Genomic DNA, 21,237 nt, shown 5'->3' with positions numbered 1-21,237 from the left:
GTTGCAGCACGAAAGAAGCCGGGTGTTTGCGAAAAAGCGGTTTCAGGCAAAGTATTTCTCTAGCCGGCATGTCAAGCGCTCGTCATCTCTGTGCGTACAGGCGGTCGCACCCGGGAAATGATAACCGCCGCCAGCAGGCAGAGAATACCGCAAATGCTGAAGGCGAAGGGGAAGTTGCCCAGGTCGCCGAGTTTCCCGCCCATAATGGGACCGGCGATTCCGCCGATGCCGTAGGCCAGGAAAACCCACCCGTAGTTCTGTCCCACCGAGCGGGTGCCGAAGGTTTCAGCGGTAATCATGGGGAGCAGTGCAAAATTCCTACCGAAGTTGAATCCGATCATGGCCGCTCCCGCATACAACAGTATTTTGCTGCCGGCCATGAGCGGGAAGGCCAGGACCATGATGCCCTGGGCGGCCATCATGGTGGTCATGGAAGCCCTGACCCCCAGTTTTTCACAGATGGCGCCCCAAACGATACGTCCCAGGCCGTTGGCCAGAGAGAAAAAAACCGCCATGGCGGTACCGGCGACGGCGCTTGCCGAGGCCAGATCCATACCCCGGGCGGTGAGGGCCACCATGGGAAAGAGCTTCATCAAACCAATGCTCATCAGACCCGCCCCGGCCCCGAACACAAAGGTCAACAGGATCATGTAGTATTGGGGGGTGCGCAGCATGCTGCGGCTTGAGAACTCTCTATCAATACCGATTTGAGATTGATGCAATTGCGGAGGGGACCAGCCCCGGGGCTTCCACCAGGGGTTTGGTAAAAACACTCCAGGCGTAAATGGCCCCCAGACAGAGTTGAATCAACACAGCTCCCGCCACAACCATCCAGCGATTCAGGATCCTGCCTTCAGTCATACCCACTCCTTTCGGGCTTGCACTTTGTCCGTATCTCGCCCCTTGCCGCCCGAATCGTGATTGGATCGACTTTCTCATAGCACACACCGGCAACGTGATCAAGCGGGGGTTGCGGATTTAGAGGCGAAGGCGTTTTTTAAGCGGGCGTCCGATTGGAAACGTATCGCAACTCAGCCTGCACAAATTTGGAAATACCCCATGTGGGCAAGAAAAACTCTGGCTGTTTCCAGGAAGTTTCCGTTTCCCCCATTTCGCGCTCTTGTGGAATCTCCATTCCAGACGTATTGCCAAGCCAATTTCCGGGTTTTTGGTTTTGGTATGCAGATTGCTCGCCTGATTGTGAGGGGAAGGATGCAGAATCGATTGGAAAGGGCCGGATGCGGACCCCGCCGGGACGGTGGCAATGGATCGGATCCGCTGGCGCGGATTGTGGGTTGTTCCCCGGCGATCCAGCAGTTGAAACGCCGCATTCAGCGTTTCGGCCGGGTTGATTTCTCATTGTTGATTGTCGGCGAGAGTGGCACCGGCAAAGAGTTGGTCGCACGGGCTGTTCACGAGTTGAGCCGGTGTGCATCCAACCTTTTCGTGGCGGTAAACTGTGCGGCCCTGCCCGAAACTCTAATGGAGGCTGAATTATTCGGCCATTCGCGGGGAGCCTTTACGGGCGCCGCGCGAGAGCGCCGGGGACTGATCGAATCCGCCCGCGGCGGCACTCTGTTTCTGGATGAGATCGGCGACCTGTCCATTCCTTTGCAGGCCAAACTGCTGCGGGTGTTGCAGGAGGGAGAGATCCGCCGCCTGGGTGAAAATGAGCCTCGCACTGTTGATGTTCGCCTGGTATCGGCCACCCACCAGGATCTTCCCTGCATGATCCGCCGGGGTGCTTTTCGAAAGGACCTGTTCTATCGCATTCAGGACCTGCAGGTTCGGGTTCCCCCTTTGCGGGAACGTCTGGAAGATATCCCCTTGCTGACGCGGCATTTGCTGAAGCGGCTGGGCTTGAACCACATCGACGAGCAGGCGTTTAACAGCTTTATGTCCCATCTTTACAGACAAGATTGGCCCGGAAATGTGCGCCAGTTGGAGGCCCGCATCAAGCGCTTGGTTACGTTTTATCCCAATTTTGAAGAAGATGGATACAAAATCAGTTGTTCTGTTCCGGGCCTGAAGGAACAACGCAACGCATTTGAGCGCTCCATTGTGTTGCGCACATTGCAGCAATTCCGCTGGAGCCGGGGCCGGGCCGCAGCCAGCCTGCGCATCAGTCGCACCCATTTGTTTAACCTGATGCACAAGCATGGCCTCATGCAAGAGAACGAAGCACCGCCCATGTAAAGTATCGATACAGGCGTTGCGATCAAAATTTATAGAAATATCAATGCATACGGAGTGGCAGACCATAATGTATCATTGCTTAACATTCTGAAGGCAAAGGAGCAAAACCCGCTGATAGCAAGGGTAGCAGGGGATTTTAGCCGCCCAGCTGTAAAGGAATGAAACACTGGAGAGATGCTTGGTGGTTCTTGAATCAGGGCAAAAAAGCGAATGTCCAGCCCTATCAAGTGTTTCCAATGCCCCATCATAGGTTGGAACCGTTCATGCTGAGCTTAGATGAAGTCATTAATGCGGCACAGATGGTGGCGGGCAAAGAGGTCGTTATGGTGAAACACGAGGCGGGGCGGGAAACGGTCATTAAAGGGAAGGACCGGCAGGGCGCGTTGCTCGTGAACGTAAGTGAGAAACGTGAATTGGCTTACTGTGCCAGGGCCATCCGAATTGGCGAGGATGAACTCCTAAAGATTGTAAAAACGGTTGGGCCATCTATACAGGCGATATTGCGGGAGGCCATCCTGAAAGAGATCCGGGACCGTGGGTTCTTAGCGGAGGGGAGGTAGAAATGGCACGTCAGATCCGGACGGCGCAACGCTATTCTGAGCGGCTGCTGAAACTGATCCCGTCTGAAATTGTCACCGCCTGGGTGGCGGTTCAGGGCATGATTCCTGAGGATTCCGGGCCATGGGTAATGACCGCCGCGGCCGCAGTGCTTATGGTTTTGACTCCCTTTTACCTGCGCCGCTTCCAGAAAGTGGTCCGGCCCATGCAGTTGGCGGCAAGCACGGTGTCCTTTCTGGTATGGGTTTACACGTTGGGCGGACCTTTTGCTTATTGGGGACTTTATCGTTCCTGGTTTGCTTCGGTAGTTTTGATTCTGTGGACGGTTACGGTTCCCCTTTTTCTGGATGGAGAAGGAAACGCACGTGCGGGGAATTGATATCGAGCCGGATCCACTTCCGCCGGCCGCAACATCATGGCCTGGAATAATTGCCGCGGCAGCCGCAAGAGGGCAACTGCCGTGAAAAGGAGTGTCGCCGTGAAGCAAAACAAGGTTTTTCCCGCGGGCAAGGTGGTGCTGACCGGTTTAATCCTGGCTACGATCTTTACTTACCTGCATGCCCTGGTTTTGATGAACGGAATCCCGCCCTATCTGGGCGGTGACGGAAAGGCCATCGAAAGCCGCGTGATGAAGGCAACGTCCATTTTCCTTGAATCCAATGCCGATGCCTTCCTGTTGTTTAGCGAGGTGGAAACCGGGTATGAGGCGGATTTCGATTTCAAGCGCGGTGGGGAGTTGGCGGATTCAGCCATTGAAAAGTTGGCCTGTTCAAGGGAGCATTACGCGCAGGTTTTGGCCGTGGCCGCGGTTTCGGAATACGATGCCGCGGCCCTGGAGCGGCTGCGTTGTTTTGACTATCGGGGATTTGCAACAAAAAACAACCTGTTGGTTGCGGTCATGGAACGGGTGGCAAAGAACCTGTCCAACGGCGATATCCCCGGAGTACTGCGCCGCAACCTGGCCCATGTTGATCAAATCATCCTGGGGATGCAGAAGATCCGCGAGCTGATGCAGCAGGGCATCTGCCCGCCCATTGAATCGATATGGAAGTTGTTGCAGAACTATTCAGATGCCATCTTATACGGCAATTATGCCACGCTGGTGTTTTACAATGCTTGAAAAATCCATCATTTTGGTTGATCCGGGCCCCTCGGCGGAAATAAGGGGGGAAGAGCAAGGCTCTTTCCGCCGGGGGGTTTGGTTTGCATTTTGGTTTCCACGGCTGATATGATCGCTGGGGAGCGCTTATGATCCGGGAATTCCTCTGTTTTGAAAGCGGCCGCGTGTTGGGTGACCGTCGCATTGTCGGGGTTGGCTTGCTCATTCTCTTGATTACCACTTTCCTGGTGGTTAGCGGCTATCGCAACCATGCCGCGTTTCAATTAGAGAAAGAGGCGTTTGTCAATTATGAACGACAACGGATTCCCCAATATGTCAACTACGCCCAGTACGCGGCCCTTGGATTCCGTGTGCTCTTTGAACCATCGCCGCTGGCTGTTTTCACCGAAAGCGGCAGATTGCTGGCCAGCGTGGAAAGCAAGGTGGACATGAGCGAATTGGTCCAAATTTACAACGTGCACAAAGGGCGCCAGCTTTTCACGGTCAAAGGCTATTTCAGCGATGTGTTCGGCTTTCTGTTTGTCATCGGCACCTTGATCATGGTCTATAGCGGAGCGGCGACTTTTTCCAGTCGCTCCGCCATTGTCCTGCGCATGCAGTTTCTGGGTTATTCACGCGTGTTCTGGGGAGTTCTTTTAAGTCGTTTTACTGTTTTATCCGCACTTTTTTGTATTCCCATTGCAAGCCTTTGCGCTCTGGCCCTCTGGGGAAGCATCGCTTTTTCTCCGGCCGAGATCCGTCATCTGCTGGCCGCTGGGTTGTTGTTGTGGGTGGTACTGGCTTTTTTTTTCATCCTGGGGTTTATGCTTAAAGGGGTCTTCCGGTTCAGCAAAAACACCCTGTTATGGAGCTTTTTGATTTGGTTCGCGCTGGTGTTCCTGGTTCCGGAATTGGTTGCCGAGTACGTTTACGTCCGGTCGCAACGTTTGCCGTCCAACGACTCGTTGAACTTCCAGAAGCTGCGGGTTGTATTGGAAAACGAGGCCCGGGCGGTGGAACATGTACGCAATATGAGCCAGAAAAAGGATGTCGACATGAAAGCGGTGGTTCGAAAGCAAGTCCATTTCTTTATGAAAAACATTCATCTACTGAATCGCAATATCGAACTTGATATGACACGGCGGGTTTCCAGCCTGATCCGGCAATACGAACGCGTCTCTCTATTGATCCCATCCCAGTTTTTCCTATTCGTCAATCGTGAGATATCGGGATTGGGATATCGCGGATACCTTGATTTCAAACAGCATGTCATGCATCTTCAGGAGCGTTTTATGCGCTTCTTTTTTCAGCAACACTACTTTCACAAAGCGGAAAAAGTGAAATCCTTTGTTCGTCCGGGAGAGAGCGTTTACCAGTCACCCAGTTACTTGACCACCATGTTCGGGTGGGGGGTATGCCTGATCCTGTTGTACATGATCATGATGTGCGCCTGGTCTCAGCGGCGTTACCATCGCCTGGCGAAAGAACCATGATTCGCATGTCCGGATTGACGCTGGGAAAAGGCAATGATTGCGTGCACGACCTGAACCTGGCCGTGGCGGACGGAGAAATCTTTTGCCTGCTATGCAAACAGGGAGTTCTGCGCAAGCGCCTTTTTTCCGTATTGCGGGGCTTTTCTCTCCCGGATCATGGAGAGGTGGTTTTCCCGGGTAACGCAACCGAAATAAAGGCAGGAACGGTTGCCCTGGAGCCGGTAAATGCCGCTGATTTTGATGCCGAAGCCACCCTCAATGCCCACCTGTCATTCCTTTGCCGCGCCGCCAAGCTTTCCCGGGAAGCCGTATATGAGATCCTGATCAAATTGAACGTGGGCGAGGAACAACTGGACAGACGTTTGCGGGATGCGGATGAAGAGGCTTTCCGCAAGTTGGTTCTGGCCATAATCATGGCGATCCCGGCGCCCAACCTGATATGCAACGATTTGATCCATGGTGAAAAAAAGGCTTTTGAACTGGAATTTAACAAATTGCTGATGCAACGCCGTCAAAATGGTCACGCGATTCTTTATCTGACCGATGATATTTTTTACGCCTTGCAGATTGCGGACCGGGTCTCTTTTATCAAGAAGGGCCGCCTGCTGCCGCGGGAGCCAATCCCCGCCATGGACCTGGAAGAGATGGACCTGATGCGGCTGTACAACAAATATCTGGGCTGATCACCCTGAATCGGTCAACGCTTCAGGTTGAATGCGCTGATTTTTCGGTAGAGAGAGGGTCGGGAAATTCCCAACAGCTTGGCCGCACGGCTGATGTTGAATCCCGTGGATTCAAGTACCTGTTGGATGTGTTCTTCTTCAATCTGCTTCAAGGTCTTGACCGGTCCGTTCCCCGCGGTTGAGCGGTCCAGGATCTTGGTGGGCAGGTGTCTGGGTTGAATTTCGGTGCCGTCGATAAATGTCACGATTTCAAATACCGTGTTTTTCAGTTCGCGGACATTTCCAGGCCAGTGGTAGGCTGTCATATACGCTTGTGCTTCGTGGGACAAACGCACCACTTCCTTGTTGTAGGTGAGAGCCGCGCTGCGCAGAAAACCATCGGCAAGCAGCTTGATATCTTCCGGGCGTTTGCGCAAAGGCGGAATGATTAGGCGGATCTGTTCCACCCGGTAGAAGAGATCCTCACGAAACAGTCCGGTATCAACCATTTGTTTGAGACTGCGGTTCGAAGCCGCAATTACGCGGACATCCAGCCGGTCCATGCGGCGGCTTTTCAGGGAGATGACTTCGCCGGACTCAAGTACGCGTAACAATTTGGACTGAATGGATTGGGGTAGTTCTCCGATTTCGTCCAGAAAAATGGTTCCCTTATCCGCCAAACGAAACCGTCCGGAATAACTGGAATCGGCACCTGTAAAAGCTCCCTGCTCAAATCCAAACAACTCTGATTCGGCCAGATGCTCAGGGATCGCGGCACAGTTAACGGGAATAATGGGTCGATGCTGACGGGGAGACGCATTGTGAATGGCGTAAGCCAGGAGTTCTTTCCCCGTGCCGGTTTCGCCCTGGATCAATATGGTGCGATCGGATTCCGCGGCTTCCCGGGCCTTGTGTATCACTTGGCGCATTAAACGACTGCGGAACTGAATGCGGTCAAAACTGGAAAAATCACGCAGAGAACCACGCAATTCCCGATAGCCCGCCAACTGGCGATTGACGTTCAGCGCCTTCTGGATGGTGGCCAACAGGATTTCCCGGTCAATCGGTTTTACCAGGAAATCGTATACGCCCATTTTCATGGCCTGGATCGCCATATCCAGGTTGCGGGTACCCGAGATGACAATTACGCGATTGCGGTCTTCTTCGCGGATTTGGTTCAACAGGGAGGTGCCGTTGCCGTCCGGTAAAGTCAGATCCAGGAGTATTAGCTCGTAAATGGTTGTTTTCACCGTGGACATCGCCTGTTTCAGGGTGGGAGACTCCTCAATACTGTAATTTCGGCGCATGAGGATGCGCCGCAGGGAGTCCCGCAGGGCGTTGTCATCCTCTACAATCAAGATGGTTGCCTTGCCGTTCATGCTGATTTCCCCGGGAGAACTAAAAGTACCGTCGTGCCCTTTTTCGAGCTCTGGATCTCAAGGTCCCCCTTCAGGCTGGTCATGATGCCATAAGAAATATACAGCCCCAGGCCGGTGCCATTGGTTTTGGTGGTGAAAAAAGGCTCCAGAACATGGTTTTTATGCTTTTGTGGGATACCGGGGCCATTGTCGCTGACAGCGATGACATGGCGCCTGTTTCTTTTTGTCTTTGTACACTCCGCATACGCGCGGACTCCAATCTCTCCCCCCGGACCCGCAGCGTCGAACGCGTTAAACAGGACGTTGAGCAAAACCTGGTGGAGACGGTTGCGGTCAGCGTGGCTCACCAATGATTTTTCGAAGCGGGTGTGGATCCGGGCGCCTTCGGGTATGCGTTTGCAGGGAAGACTTTCCAGGGTTGATTCCACCAGCGCTTTCAGGTCGACTTCCTCTACCTGCAAGGGACGAAAACGCGAAAAACTCAGCAGGGATTCGATCAACTCATTCAAACGGATCATCTCTGTGCGGATTTTGCCGAATGAGCGCATGGTTTCCGCGGAATTGAGATCGCCGTCCTGTAACTCCTGGAGCTCCAACAACACGGTGCTCATGGGAGTTTTCAGCTCATGGGCGATGGATGCCGCCATTTGGCCCAGCAGGACCAGGCGATCAAATTTAAACAATCTATAGTGGTTGCGGTCATTCTCCAGTTCCAACCTTTCCATTTCAATGGCAGGAACGATGATGGTTGCGCATTGGTCAAGAATGTGGGCCATTGAAGTTGGGGAAATCCGGCACTTGCGCTCCATTCGCGCGGCCACCACTCCGCGATGGTAGCCGTGAAAATGGATCGGCAGAATGAGGTTGATACCCAGGCGGTCGATCAATCCGTCTGTGTCCCGATTAAAGAGGATGCGATACATGTCGGAACGGCCATTGATGACCAGCGGGTTGGTGCGGTGGTTGAAGCAGGTGATCAGGTTGCTGTCATCGGCCAGGTTGGTGAGTTCTCCGACGTCTCGTGTGCGGCCGTAGGTCGAGAAACGGTTGCCGTCGCCGTCGCGGTAAAAAAGGACGAGAGGTCCCAGGGGAAGATGGCGCATCAAAAGTTCCGGCAACCGGTGCAGGAATGATTCAATCGCCGCAGACTCATTCAGTCCGGTGGACAGGGCTTTCAACAGATTTGCGGTCTCGTCTTTGCGATGCATTGTCTGCGCAGTGTCGCCAAACCAGCGAGAGCGGACTCCCATGCCGCAAACGGCTGGTTGACGCCCCCTTTGGCTGTCCCCGCTTCCAGGTCCAGTCAGGTGCGGTTTCATGCTGTTGAAAGAGCGCGCCTGATCCCCCCGTTTCCGGGACCTTTTCATATTACCGGTTCGGGGAGGTTGAAGTCAAGGCGGTTCTGTGGGCGAAGTCAAAAAATGTGGAAAACATTGAGAAGGGGACCGTTAAGAGAAGCCGGCGGCATGCGTATGGTCTGCTCCGTGGGGCTGTGTTATAATTCGTCCATGCTGGATTTGAATTATGTGCGCCAAAACCTTGAGCAGGTAAAGAAAAAGATCACTTCCAAGAAAGTCGATTTCGATAGCGAAACATTTCAGGCAGTGGATGAAAAGCGGCGGCGCCTGATTACGCATGCGGAAGCGCTGAAGGGCAAGAGAAAAGCCATCTCCAGACAGATTGGTATACTGCGTCGCGACAAAAAAGATACAACTGAACTGGAACAGCACAGTGTCGCCCTGGGACGGGAAGTAGAGGCGTTGGACGAGCAGCTCGGAGAGGTGGAGAGAGAGTTCAATGAACTGTGGCTGAACCTTCCCAACCTGCCGGACGATTCCGTTCCCTTGGGACGTGACGCCACCGATAACCGGGTGGTCCGGCAATGGGGCGAAAAGCCCGCTTTTGATTTTGAGGCGCGGCCGCATTGGGAATTGGGTAGTGATATCGGACGGCTGGATTTTCCCCGTGCCGCCAAGATCGCCGGTGCCCGCTTCGCGGTCTACTTCGGTAACCTTGCCCGCCTGGAGCGGACGCTGATCCAGTTTATGCTTGACATGCATACCCGCGAGCACGGTTACACGGAAGTGTTGCCGCCTTTTTTGGCCAACTCGGACAGCTTGACGGGTACGGGGAATCTACCCAAATTCAAGACAGACCTGTTCAAAGTTGAGGGCCAGGATTTTTACCTGATCCCAACCGCCGAGGTTCCCCTGACCAACCTGCATCGCGATGAGGCCTTGACCAACGCCGATTTGCCGCTGAAATACGTGGCGTATACACCGTGTTTCCGCAGCGAGGCGGGATCCTACGGCAAGGATATGCGCGGCATTATCCGCAATCACCAGTTCAACAAAGTGGAGTTGCTTAAGTTTGCGGCCCCGACGCGTTCCGCAGCTGAGTTGGAGTCCTTGACCATGGATGCGGAACGCGTCCTGCAAAGACTGAACCTGCATTATCGCGTGGTGCTGTTGTGTACGGGTGATATGTCTTTTTCGTCAGCCAAGACGTATGATATCGAGGTTTGGATGCCGGCACGCAATGATTACATGGAAATCTCTTCCTGTTCCAATTTCCATGATTTCCAAGCCCGCCGGGCCAGAATCCGGCTTCTGGATGAAAAAGGCCGGAAAACTTTTCCACACACCCTTAATGGATCCGGTCTTGCCGTCGGGCGCACAGTAGCCGCCATTATGGAAAATTTCCAGACCACTGACGGCGGAGTGCGGATTCCCCCGATACTGGAGCCGTTCTTTCCCGGGCAGGCCAGGTTGGTGTAGATGCCCTATTTTCGCTGTCGTTTTTGTAACGTAGCCGGCAGGGTTTCACAAAGGGTTGTGTTCGCCGCCGGCCGCCGTGAATTGGAAGCCTTATACCGGGGCGATGGGGACGAAAAGATCATCTCGGCCCAACGCCTGTTCGGCATGAACCGGTCGTTGCGCAATCTGTTCTCAAGGCGCATCCGTTATGGCGAGTTTCTCTTGTTCAACCAGAAACTGGCCGTGTTGCTGCGTGCCGGCTCTTCATTTATCCGGGCGCTGGAAGTCATTCTGGAAGGCATGCGCAAAGGACCGCTCAGAGAAGTGGTCACCCGGGCCCTGAGTGACGTGCGCAACGGGGTGCAGATTTCCGATGCCCTAAACAACAGCCAACTTCCATATGTGCGTATTTACCGTGCGTCCCTGCTCGCGGGTGAGGGCAGCGGCAACCTGGACAGCATGTTGCGGCAGTTCAACACGTACCTGGAGCGAATCAACACGTTGCGACGCAAAACCGTCAGCAGCCTGACCTACCCGGCGATTCTGTTTGTGCTCATGATTCTCATGGTGGGCGCCGTGATGGTTTTCGTGATCCCGCGTTTTTCCGAATTCTACGGCAACTTTGAAGCAGAAATGCCGGGAATCAGTTTGTTTTTCATTCAATCCTCGCGATTTCTCAAGGCAAACGCCCCGATCATCCTTGCCGGTTTGGCGGCCATGGTACTGGCGCTGCGCCTGGCGGAAAAGCTCAACCCCGAGTTGGCCGTTACCGACCGCATCAAGCTCCGCGCCCCCTTTGCAGGCGGGATTATTCGTGAGCGTGCTTTTTCAGTTTTCTCGCGGACGTTGTCGATCCTGATTGCCGGCGGTGTTACGGTCCCGGATGCCGCAGAAGTCGCGGTCACCGGCATTTCAAACCGTTGGCTTTACCTGCGCATGCGCAATGTACCGGAAGAGATTCGCAGCGGGCGATTGTTGTCTGAAGTGCTGGCCGGGGTGCCGGATATCCCATCCATTACGGTCGAATTGGTGCGGGTAGGCGATTCTTCCGGCAACCTGCCGGAAGTTCTGGATCAGAACAGTGAATTCCTGGAGGCCTCCATTGACATGAAGGTGGCATCCGTCATATCCTTAATTGAACCGGTGGTGATTGTGATACTGGGCCTGGTGATCGCGTTTATGCTGTTGTCGATTTACCTTCCCATTTTCAATACCGTTCAGGTGGTGCGATGAACCCGACCGTTGATTTGAAAGACGCCCGCATCGACTACGATTTGTTGTCGATCTTTCCACCCGAATTTCTGATTGCCCAGTTGATTTTCCCTTTGCAGGACGACGGCGAAGCCATTCAGATCGCCATGGCGGATCCGAATAACCTGGAAAAAGTGGCCCTGGTGGAGAATTTTGTCCGCAAGGCTGTTGTGCCGATGCCGGCGGACCGGGATGAGATCGAGCGATTGCTCAAACGCAGTGATACATTTACCCAGGCGCTCAAACAAAGAACACAGACGTTCTTTCAAAAACGTTCCACCCGCGAAGCAGAGGAAGAAACCCTCAGTATTGAGCAGGTGAGCGAAGAGGACGACTCGGTCATTCAACTACTCAACAACATCGTATTTTCCGCGGTCAACAAGAAAGCCTCGGATATCCACCTGGAAAGCCAGGCGGGATCCGTTGTGGTGAAATTTCGCATTGACGGCATTCTGCATCAAGTTATGGAACCGCTGGATCCGCTCTATCACATGCCCCTGTTGACCCGCTTAAAAGTAATCTCAGAGTTGGATATCGCGGAGCGGCGGGTTCCCCAGGACGGTCGCTTTCGCTTGAAATTCAAGCACAAGACCATCGATTTCCGGGTTTCCATTATGCCGGGTATCTACGGAGAGAATGCGGTGATCCGCATCCTCGACCGGGAGATGATCACAGAGAATATCGGAGAATTAAAGCTGAGCCAGTTGGGGTTTTCCGATTCCCTGTTGGAGATGGTTTTGTACTATATCACCCAACCCTACGGCATGTTTCTTGTGACCGGCCCCACGGGTAGCGGTAAGACCACAACCCTGTACGCGGCGCTCAACCAGATCAAAAAGCCGGAAGATAAAATCATCACCATTGAGGATCCCGTGGAATACCAGATATCGGGAATTACACAGATCCCGGTAAACGAGAAAAAAGGGTTGACTTTCGCGCGCGGACTGCGGTCCATTCTGCGTCATGATCCCGACAAGATCATGGTTGGAGAGATCCGTGATCCCGAAACCGCCCAGATTGCCATCCAGTCTGCACTTACCGGGCATCTGGTGTTTACCACGGTTCACGCCAACAACGTATTCGATGTGTTGGGACGATTCATCCACATGGGGGTGGACAGCTATAGTTTTGTCTCTTCCCTCAATTGCATCGTGGCCCAGCGCCTGGTGCGGGTGCTTTGTCCCGAATGCCGCCGGCGTGTCCGCCTGACAGAGAAAGACTTGCAATTCAACCGCATTGACGCGGAATCTTTCCCGCGTCAGGTGTTCGAAGCCGGTGGATGTCCGGAATGCGGCGGTTTGGGATACTCGGGACGCACCGCCATCGGCGAGATCCTGGAACTGACCGATGATATCAAGGAGATGATTCTGCAGAAAAAACCCACGTCGGAGATCAAGAGAGTGGCCATGTCCCAGGGCATGTTACCCATCCGTTTAAACGGCCTGGAAAAGGTGAAAAGCGGCGGAACATCCCTGGATGAACTCAATCGGGTAACCATAAAGGAATGGTTGTAGAAAAGTTATTTTTTTCGTATCCACGCCCTTCACGCTACTGCGTAATCGGGAGTGGACAGCTGGATTGCTTTCACAGAGAAAAGGGCCGTCTGCGGCGGATGCACTCCGTTGAAACCCGTGGCATGATGAATATGAGCGTGGATGATGCCGGCCGCCTGGCTTCGGTACTTGGAAACCGGTCCTGGGGTGTGTTTCTCCGTTCCGATCCGTTTATCTTTAATATCTTTGATTTTGAACACTTGCCCCGCGGCGCAAAAAAACAGCGTGAATTGGCGCAGTGGCGATTGGAAAAAGTTTTCCCCGAAGACCTGTCCAATTTTATTCATACCGTACTTCACCCCGGGGGAAAGCGATTGTTGTCCGTTCTGCTGCCGTTGCGTGATGCCGGCAGGGTGGAGGATTGGTTTCGTGAACACCCGGCATCGTTGACATTCCTGGGAAACTCAACGTTGGAGTTGATGAACCGGTTGTGGGCCGGCGGCCTGGCCGGAATGCGCAAACAATCTCCCCAGGTCATGATTGAACTGGATCACCAGCTGGGTGTGGCGGTGTTCCAGGAATCGAGCCGGCCCTACTACATGCGCAAATTTCGCTGTGATTCAGAGCAAATGTTCCTCATGGAGGTTCGCAAAACCCTGGAGTACGTAAAAAGCAACTACAGCCGAACTCCCCGTTCCGTGGCTTTTTTTCCCGGGAGACCCAAATTTGCTTTTAGCAATCAAGCCGAAATATGGCGGCAACTGAATTTGACGCCGTTCGCAATACCCGGTGGCGCGGCGTTTGCCATGTCGGGGGCCGGATGAAGCACCTTGACTTGAACATGGCGTCTTCGCGGCGCCCCGATTGGTTGCGTTTCTGGGGAGTTGCGGTATTCTTGCTGGGAGTCTCCGCACTCCTGGTGTGGAATGGCTGGCGTGCGCTGAATCATGAAAGTGAACCGTCTGGGGAAGCAAAGCTGGAAATGCGATCCCTGCGTGAAGCGGACCGAAACCACAACGCACGCATGGAAACGATCAGCGCAGAGATCCAACAATTACAAAAGCGATGGGATGCTCAGGTACGCTTTGCCAATGCCTTGATCAACCGCAAAACCTACTCTTTTCTCAACAGCATGAACCAGTTGGAGAAGGCTTTGTCCGGTCGTGTTTTTCTGCAGCGCTTAACCGTTGACCAAAACCGGCCGCAGCGACTGGAGATGGAGGTTGTCGCGCCATCCTTTTCCGATCTGATTGTGGCGTATCGGCAATTGTCGGCCTTCCGACTCGAGGTCAACAGCGAAGTCCGGGATCGTGACGGCCAGTACCGGGTGTCGATCAACTTGAGGATCAAACCATGAAAAAGTTCCGGGTTCTGGCATGGTTGATCACAGGCGTATTTGCCGGCTCACTGTTATTCTGGGTCACCGGTTATGGGATGGCACAGGCAAAGGGATCTTCAGCAGAACGGCTGCGTTCGGAATACCAGCTGCTGCAACAGCGCCGGAACCAGCTAAAGAAGAAACGCGAAACGCTTGATGCTTGGAAAAGGGTTCCGGCCGAACTCGATGCATTCCGCACAAAAGCCATTCCCGCTTTTAACCGTTTTCCCGCTTTTCGCGACGATCTTCAGCGGCGTATTTCAGAGAGCGGACTCACCCCGCTACGGCTGACTTACCGCATGCGCCCGGTCCAGCAGAATCTGCAGCGGGTGACCCTGGAGTTTTCATTGTCCGGACCCTACGCGGCGATCAAGCGCTTGATTCATGGAGTGGAAAACCAGGCTGAAATGGTTTATCTGATGTCGGTGCGTCTGCGCCGGACTGAAAGCGGTGTGATTGCCAATTTCTTAATGGAGGCGTATTTTGCGCGCTGAAAAGAGGTTGTTCGCGGTGCTTTTCTTGAGTGTGGTCGCTGTTCTGGGCGCTGAGGAGGTTGTGCACCTTTCCCGCCTGGACGGGCCGGCAAAGGAACTGACGATTCATCGTGACCTTTTTCGCCCCGGGCAAAGCCGTGTCGAGGAAACGACGCGCCCACGTCCAATGCCCATACCCCAGGTACCGCAGGGGGAAAAGAACGCCTCTCAGAATCCAGAAGATCGCATTCGTCGCAGCATTGCTTTCGAGGGATTCATTCGGCGAAAAGGCCACTTGACGGCAATCCTCAGCGTGGATGGGGAGTATTTCGTGGCAGCGGAGGGGGAGCAGGTGTTGGATGCCGTATCCGTGGAGGCGCTTGACGAGAAGCGGATGGTTGTTTTGGTGGATGGGAAGCGACACGAGATCCCCTTCCAGGGAGTGGATGAAAATGAGCAGTAATTTGAGTTGGAAGAACGCCTTGGTTGTGTGTGGAGTCCTGGGGGTGCTGATGCTTCACTCCGGATGTTCCCTGCACAAAGAACGCATCAAGCAGGGGTTGGATTACTCCCGGATGCAGGATTATGCCAGGGCGGAAGCCTATTTCACGGATCTGGTGCGACGCTTCCCGCAGAAAACGGAGTACCGTACTTTGTTGTTGCGTGTGCGCATGTCGCGTTACTATTCTCACTTGTATCGCGCCAGGTCGCTGCGCCGGCAAGGCAAAGAAAACGAAGCCATCAGAGAATACCGGTCCGCACAGGCGGTATTTCCCGGGAATCAGAAGTTGCAGGATGAATTGGACGAATACCTTGGACGCGGAGCTGACGAGGTTTCCAGCCAACGGTTTCAATCAAAGATCCAGCCTCCGGTGCGTCTGGGAGTGGATGCGGCGGAAAAGGTCAGCCTGAAACTGCGCAGTATGCCGATCACCCGCATATTCAAGGCGCTGGGAAAGTCTTTCGGCGTAAATTTCATATTTGATAAGGACTTTCGTGATTTTGTGTATTCGCTGGATGTAGAGGATGTTTCGTTTGACCAGGTATTAAACCAGCTCTGCCTTGTGGCCGCGGCAAAATTCCGCGCCCTGGACCCTTCTACGGTGCTGATTTTCAGCGACACGCCCTATAAGAACCGGGCATATGCTCTGAGCGGCGTCAAGGTATTTCCCTTGTCCAGTATCAAGGCGGAAGAAGCAAAGAAGCTGGTTTTAAGCGTTTTCCGTGAAAGTCGGCCCATGGTTCAGGAAGACGCGGCGTTGAACACGTTGATCGTCAAAGCGGACCTGGTGACCTTGAAAGAGGTGGAACAATTTCTGTCCCAAGTGGATAAGGCCAAGGCTGAAGTGGAACTGGATGTAGAGATTCTGGAGGTCAATCGCAGCCTTTTGCAGGAGATCGGCGCCGGGTTCGGTAACACCCTGTTCGAATTGAACATGGGAACTGAAGGTGACAGCGGATCGATCAGCAGTACTTTTCGGCTGGACCGCATTAAAGACACGAATTTCTTTCTGACGGTCCCAAGTGTGGCCATGAACCTGTTGGAAACCAGCGGAGACAATCGCCTGATCGCCAAGCCAAATCTGCGCGGCATTCACGGTGAAGAGATCAATTTCATGGTGGGAGACAAGATCCCCATTCCCCAGACCCAGTTCCAGTCTTTTGCCGCTGGTGGTGTCAACAACACGCCCGTGACAACCTATCGTTACGAAAACGTGGGTTTGGAAATCAAAATCACCCCCTTTGTTCATCAGAGTGATGAAGTCACCCTGCAGATTGAGCTGTCCATGACTTTTGTCACCAGTTATGTAGATCAATTCCCCGTGTTGGGCAAACGCGAAGTCAAAAGCGTGATTCGTCTGAAAGAGGGGGAAACCAACATTATCGGTGGATTCATTCGGGATGAAGAACGGGATATCATGAAGGGAATCCCCCTGATTGCCCACCTGCCGATTCTGGGCAAACTCTTTGGCAGTACGAACCGGAATCTCGATCAGACGGATTTGATTTTCTCGATTTCTCCCCGGGTGATCCGTCGGCGCCTGCAACTGGCCCGGGACAGTGAAACCATCTGGACCAATACGTTGGGGGGGGTTGAGGGCGGCCGAGTGGATGCGCCCCAGGAAGAAACCGTTGGGTCAGTTCAACCGCCGGCGAAGCGGCCTGCGGGCCGTGTGGTGCCGGAATTGGATCAACAGGGTGGCCGGGTTCTGGTTGCCCCGGCTTCCAGCAATGTACGGGTGAATCAACCCGTTTTGTTTACTTTGCGCCTGGCCGGTGTATCCACGCCTGTGGCCCGCCTGTCTCTGGCGGGGGAATTTCCCTCTGGAGACGTGGAAATCATGTCGATCAGCACCTCTTTCCTGCCGCCTGAACAAGCGCGGACCTTGAAGAACTTTTCAGGGGGAAACTTTGACCTCGGCATTAATTTTACGCCTCCAAGAAAAGATGGAATGCTGGCACAGGTTCAGGCGAGGTTTTCCACGGCGGGGAATCATGCTTTGCACATCACCAGCCTTCAGGCTTTTTCTGATTCCGGTGAAGCGGTGGAAGTGGAGCCGCCGGCTCCGGTAAACGTTGACGTCAAATAACCCGCTTTTGCCCAATATACAGAAACCCCCGTGTGGGGATTTCTGGATCCATTGAAACTTTTTGGGGGTAACCGGGTAGTCAGTTGATCAAATCTTTCAGGGCTTTCCCCGGTTTGAAAACCGGGACGTCCTTTGACTTTATCGTCAGCTTGGCTCCGGTTTTGGGGTTAACGCCGGTCCGGGATTTGCGGTGGGAAACGCTGAAAGTACCAAAGCCAACCAGGGTGACTTTGCCTTTCTGTTTCAGCTCATCGGAAACGGTGTCGATGAAAGCGTTAACCAGTTTTTCCGTGTCCGTGACCTTAAGGTTTGACTTTTCCGCAATCGCTTTAACCAGTTCGGTTTTGTTCATGATGTCCTCCCTAGTGCCCATAATAGGTAACAATAAATTGAAAGTCAAGTATAATACGCATTTCCAAGGATTTTTTTTGCGCATCCTCCGTTATGTTCATTTTTTGACTTTATTTGGGCACTGCACTAAAATTTTAGCATGAAAGGCGACCTGAATTCCGCTGAAATCCGTAGCCTGAGCCGGTTACTGGAGTCCAGGGGCGTACACATTTCTGAAGACAAGATCGCCCGTCGCATGAATCTGATCGCGGAATCTCAGCATGTGTTCCCGCTGGAGAGGCAACGGGCGCTGCTTTTGCAGTTGATCAGCATGTACGAGGAGTCGCGAAAAAAGGCGGTGATCCTGATTGAAGAGATCGGTGAGTCGAGGCTTCCCGTCACCTTCGCCATTGGCGCACTGGCAGAGGATTGGCCCGGTATGTCCAACTCAATTCTGGGGATTGTTCACCAGTCCGCGCGCAACGTCGATTTCCTTAAGGGTTTTACCGTGGATTACCGGTCCATGACGGTCGGACTGGTGATCCTGGCATTTACCTTAACCCGGCGCGATGAGTACGAACATTTTTTGCGAGAGAAAGATAAACTGGTGCGCCGCATCCGCATGGCCGCCGTGGGAAGCGTGGGCAAGTCGCTGTTTCTGGATGATGAAACCGTCAAATTCGGGATTTACAATGAGATTGTGCGCCGCATTCGCCGCATCTACCCAGGACCCGATTTAAACAAACTGATTGGAGAAAAAGGCGAAGCGTTGTATTTTGTCTCTTCCCGGAGCCGGGAGTACCTGGAGGAGCGTTCAGTACGCATGCTGGCGGACCTGATTATCGATAACCACCGTTTCCAGGAGGCGTTGCGAAGAGGCGAGGTGGAACAGGTGATCCGCATACGAAGCTTTCAGACCCGTTTCGAACACTTGACCGGTATCACATTCGTATGTCGCGAGGAACTGGTTTCTGTTGAGGATTTCCTGCACACCCTCAACTTCATGGTTCCAGGCTACATCCTCAAACACCACAAGAGTTTCGTTAACGAACAGGGAGTGTTGGTGTATCGGCTTGAGATTGTGGATCGTTACGGCAGTCCCCTTAAAGGGACCCAGATCCAACACCTTGAAGAATCCCTGATGAAACTGGTCAACACAACGTTTTCAAAACCGTTTTCGCGCGTCAAATCCATTGGTGGATTTGAACATTATGCCCGGGCGATCATCCCGTTCCTGATGCTGGAATTGCGGCGTACTCACATGACCCAGGTCTTGATGAGTGTGGAAAACCAGTCGAATTTCTCGATCACCATCAAGTTGGTGGTGGTGGCCCGCGCTGAGGATCCGGGACGTCTGCACCTCTTGTTGACGGCGCTGGAAACCCTGCGTGGAGTTGAGGTGATTTCGAGTCTGCCGCCGAAACGCTACACGCAAGAGGTGGAGGTGGCCATCCTGAAGCTTCGGGTAGAGTTCGCCGAATTTTCCAATGTCCGGGAAGTGTTTGACGTTCTGAAAAAGAGGATTGAAACCGTATACGGCAAATTCAGGGATTTTGACCAGGGGTTCCGTGAGATTGATCTGCGGGTGTTGGGAGAGCTTTACGACACCCTGAAGTCAATCAATCAACTTCTGGTGAGAGACATCTTTTTTAGTTTTGATGAATTGTACCGCATTGAAGCCCCTTTTGATCTCTTGGTGGAAGCCGTCAAACTGTGTGCCAAAGCGGTTGATCAGGCCAACCGCCCGGGTGGTCAAAAACTGATATTCCGTTACCGCATTCTTCACCAGTTGAAACGCACGGTGCTGGTGGTGTCCTCGCAAGATCAAAGAGACCTGCTTCCACGCATGGTCAAACACCTGGAATCGATCCCCTTCTCATTTTCACGAATCGAGTGGAACCAAAGATCGTACCATATCCTGGTACTGAAACATGAACCAATATTTCCAAACAGCTCCTGGTTACGACGATTGCGGGAATTTCTGAAGTCGGGAAACGGGCCGGACGATTAGCCTGCATTTTTCACAACAATCTGCTGCAATGGCGGATGTGGCCGCATTGACGGCGTTGTGCTCGGTCATTCTTCTCAGCCATAGCGCTGCTATGCCTTCGAATAATGCCTGTCGAATGCCTTGTCACTACAACCATCTACGCTATTTCGCGACAATCCTTGTGAGAAATGCAGGCTAGTGCTTGCTTTTGGCCGGACGCAACAGGCGAAAGAGTTCGTAAATGTTTTCCACTGGATGGATCGTCATACCGGGTTGCTCGGGGATTCCGGATTGGGCTTTGGGCAGAATGAAATGGGTCAACCCCTGTTGCAGGGCTTCGCGCATTCTGGGAGCGATCCAGGCAGTGGGCCGGATTTCACCGGTCAGGCCGACTTCGCCGATCATGGTTCGTGGATGGGGGGAAGTCAGGTTGAGACGGCTGGATAACAGGGCGCCCAGTACGGGAAGGTCGGCAGCCGGGTCCCGCAGCGAGAAGCCCCCGGTTACGTTGATAAACACATCGTGTTGATAAAAAGGAATCTTCAGTTTTTTTTCAATTACGGATATCAGCATGGCGGTGCGGAATGCGTCGAATCCCACCGAAATGCGTCGCGGGTTGCCGCTGAACGGGCTTTCCGATACCAGAGACTGGATCTCGACCAATAGGGCCCGTTGTCCATTGAGCGTAGGGAAGATGACCACTCCCGGTTCGCGGTTTTCCCGGCCATGGATGAACAGGGCCGAGGGGTCCGCAACGGATTCCAGACCGCCGGCGCTCATGCGGAACACTCCCAGTTCATCTACAGGGCCGAAACGGTTTTTTGCAGAGCGCAGGATGCGCAGGTCCGATTTCAATTCTCCCTGGAAGTAGAGCACCACGTCCACCATGTGTTCCAGGGTTTTGGGACCGGCGATCTGCCCCTCTTTGTTGATGTGGCCGATAATGAAAACAGTCATGTCAACGGCCTTGGCGGTTTCGATCAATGCGGCGGTGGCCTGACGCATCATGGCCACGGATCCTGTTCCGGTCGTGCTGCCGCCGGCATTGAGTGTCTGGATGGAATCCACGATCAGAATCCGTGGGTTCAAGCGGGTTACAGCGTCCTGCAGGTCTTCCATGTCTCCCATGGACAGCAAATGAACCCCCGTAGCGGGAATGCCGATGCGTTCCGCTCGCAGTTTGATCTGGGAGTCCGACTCCTCCCCTGAATAGTAGAGTATGGGACTCTCCCGGGGTCCGGTCTGGCCGCAAATCTGCAGCAGCAGCGTCGATTTGCCGACTCCGGGCTCGCCGCCGATCAGGATGACGGATCCGGGAACATATCCGTCACCCAGCACCCGGTCAAGTTCCGGTATCCCGGTTACCCGGCGGTTTACGCGGGTCGAATCCACCTGTTCAAGGGGGATTGCCGAAATTCCCCTACGTTGGCCGCCGGAAGCGGACGAATCCTTCACCGGCAGGATCTCGGTCAATGAACCCCAGGCATCACACCGGGGGCAACGTCCGTAGTGTTTGGGGCTCTGGTAGCCGCATTCCACGCATTCGTACAGGGTATGGGTCCTCTGTTTCATGGACACCTCCTTTACG

General features: G+C 53.7%; 19 protein-coding genes. 14 read left to right on the top strand and 5 right to left on the bottom strand.

The annotated features are described in order from the left end of the window. Window positions 1-71: 71 nt before the first annotated feature. Window positions 72-674: an MFS transporter gene (locus tag ENN40_08695; GenBank protein ID HDP95420.1), complete on the bottom strand. Its 603-nt coding sequence runs from the start codon at window positions 672-674 to the stop codon at window positions 72-74. Window positions 675-1,059: 385 nt separating this feature from the next. Here ENN40_08695 and ENN40_08690 point away from each other — a divergent pair, with 385 nt between their 5' ends. The 6 genes from ENN40_08690 to ENN40_08665 all read left to right on the top strand — a co-directional run bounded on the left by ENN40_08690 (window position 1,060) and on the right by ENN40_08665 (window position 6,029). Then, on the top strand, window positions 1,060-2,196 hold the full coding sequence (locus tag ENN40_08690; protein ID HDP95419.1) for a sigma-54-dependent Fis family transcriptional regulator: 1,137 nt from the start codon (window positions 1,060-1,062) through the stop codon (window positions 2,194-2,196). 158 nt (window positions 2,197-2,354) lie between these two features. Further along, on the top strand, window positions 2,355-2,756 hold the full coding sequence (locus ENN40_08685) for a DUF3606 domain-containing protein (protein ID HDP95418.1): 402 nt from the start codon (window positions 2,355-2,357) through the stop codon (window positions 2,754-2,756). A 2-nt stretch (window positions 2,757-2,758) separates the two neighbouring features. Next, window positions 2,759-3,133 carry a hypothetical protein gene (locus ENN40_08680; GenBank protein ID HDP95417.1) on the top strand — a complete coding sequence of 125 codons (375 nt, stop codon included), beginning with the start codon at window positions 2,759-2,761 and terminating at the stop codon, window positions 3,131-3,133. A gap of 99 nt (window positions 3,134-3,232) precedes the next feature. Continuing rightward, a complete protein-coding gene (locus ENN40_08675) occupies window positions 3,233-3,874 on the top strand; it encodes a hypothetical protein (GenBank protein HDP95416.1) in 642 nt (213 codons plus the stop codon). Between the two features lie 128 nt (window positions 3,875-4,002). Next, on the top strand, window positions 4,003-5,346 hold the full coding sequence (locus ENN40_08670) for an ABC transporter permease (protein ID HDP95415.1): 1,344 nt from the start codon (window positions 4,003-4,005) through the stop codon (window positions 5,344-5,346). Further along, the gene (locus ENN40_08665; protein ID HDP95414.1) at window positions 5,343-6,029 is read left to right on the top strand and encodes a hypothetical protein; all 687 of its coding nucleotides are present in this window, start codon (window positions 5,343-5,345) and stop codon (window positions 6,027-6,029) included. Before ENN40_08670 ends, ENN40_08665 begins: the two co-directional genes overlap by 4 nt. A gap of 14 nt (window positions 6,030-6,043) precedes the next feature. Here the strand turns inward: ENN40_08665 and ENN40_08660 are convergent, their stop codons facing one another. Next, entirely contained in the window at window positions 6,044-7,387 is a 1,344-nt protein-coding gene (locus ENN40_08660) for a sigma-54-dependent Fis family transcriptional regulator (protein ID HDP95413.1), read from the bottom strand. Continuing rightward, complete coding sequence (locus tag ENN40_08655; GenBank protein ID HDP95412.1) at window positions 7,384-8,754, bottom strand: hypothetical protein; 1,371 nt, start codon at window positions 8,752-8,754, stop codon at window positions 7,384-7,386. Before ENN40_08655 ends, ENN40_08660 begins: the two co-directional genes overlap by 4 nt. A 141-nt stretch (window positions 8,755-8,895) precedes the next feature. Here ENN40_08655 and ENN40_08650 point away from each other — a divergent pair, with 141 nt between their 5' ends. The 7 genes from ENN40_08650 to ENN40_08620 all read left to right on the top strand — a co-directional run bounded on the left by ENN40_08650 (window position 8,896) and on the right by ENN40_08620 (window position 17,329). Further along, the gene (locus ENN40_08650) at window positions 8,896-10,164 is read left to right on the top strand and encodes a serine--tRNA ligase (GenBank protein HDP95411.1); all 1,269 of its coding nucleotides are present in this window, start codon (window positions 8,896-8,898) and stop codon (window positions 10,162-10,164) included. Next, the gene (locus ENN40_08645) at window positions 10,165-11,376 is read left to right on the top strand and encodes a type II secretion system F family protein (protein ID HDP95410.1); all 1,212 of its coding nucleotides are present in this window, start codon (window positions 10,165-10,167) and stop codon (window positions 11,374-11,376) included. Then, entirely contained in the window at window positions 11,373-12,908 is a 1,536-nt protein-coding gene (locus tag ENN40_08640) for a type II/IV secretion system protein (GenBank protein ID HDP95409.1), read from the top strand. The genes ENN40_08645 and ENN40_08640 overlap by 4 nt, the downstream gene beginning before the upstream one ends. A 131-nt stretch (window positions 12,909-13,039) precedes the next feature. After that, complete coding sequence (locus ENN40_08635) at window positions 13,040-13,711, top strand: hypothetical protein (protein ID HDP95408.1); 672 nt, start codon at window positions 13,040-13,042, stop codon at window positions 13,709-13,711. Then, window positions 13,708-14,244: a hypothetical protein gene (locus ENN40_08630; GenBank protein HDP95407.1), complete on the top strand. Its 537-nt coding sequence runs from the start codon at window positions 13,708-13,710 to the stop codon at window positions 14,242-14,244. The genes ENN40_08635 and ENN40_08630 overlap by 4 nt, the downstream gene beginning before the upstream one ends. Then, window positions 14,241-14,759 (top strand): hypothetical protein, encoded by a 519-nt coding sequence (locus ENN40_08625; protein HDP95406.1) that lies wholly within the window; start codon window positions 14,241-14,243, stop codon window positions 14,757-14,759. The genes ENN40_08630 and ENN40_08625 overlap by 4 nt, the downstream gene beginning before the upstream one ends. Before the next feature lie 296 nt (window positions 14,760-15,055). After that, window positions 15,056-17,329, top strand: a complete 2,274-nt coding sequence (locus tag ENN40_08620; protein HDP95405.1) for a hypothetical protein — start codon at window positions 15,056-15,058, stop codon at window positions 17,327-17,329. Window positions 17,330-17,408: 79 nt separating this feature from the next. On the opposite strand, the gene ENN40_08615 is transcribed toward ENN40_08620, so the two are convergent. After that, the gene (locus tag ENN40_08615) at window positions 17,409-17,681 is read right to left on the bottom strand and encodes an HU family DNA-binding protein (protein HDP95404.1); all 273 of its coding nucleotides are present in this window, start codon (window positions 17,679-17,681) and stop codon (window positions 17,409-17,411) included. Window positions 17,682-17,819: 138 nt separating this feature from the next. Between ENN40_08615 and ENN40_08610 the strand changes: the two genes are divergently transcribed. Then, window positions 17,820-19,670, top strand: coding sequence for a hypothetical protein (locus ENN40_08610; protein HDP95403.1), 1,851 nt, complete (start codon window positions 17,820-17,822; stop codon window positions 19,668-19,670). A gap of 174 nt (window positions 19,671-19,844) precedes the next feature. Here the strand turns inward: ENN40_08610 and radA are convergent, their stop codons facing one another. Continuing rightward, window positions 19,845-21,221 carry a DNA repair protein RadA gene (radA, locus tag ENN40_08605; GenBank protein ID HDP95402.1) on the bottom strand — a complete coding sequence of 459 codons (1,377 nt, stop codon included), beginning with the start codon at window positions 21,219-21,221 and terminating at the stop codon, window positions 19,845-19,847. Between the last annotated feature and the right edge of the window lie 16 nt (window positions 21,222-21,237).

The organism is Candidatus Aminicenantes bacterium (assembly GCA_011049425.1).
GTDB lineage: Bacteria > Acidobacteriota > Aminicenantia > UBA2199 > UBA2199 > UBA876.
Note: the sequence above shows the minus strand (reverse complement) of the source record. Positions and strands in the feature narration are given on the sequence as shown.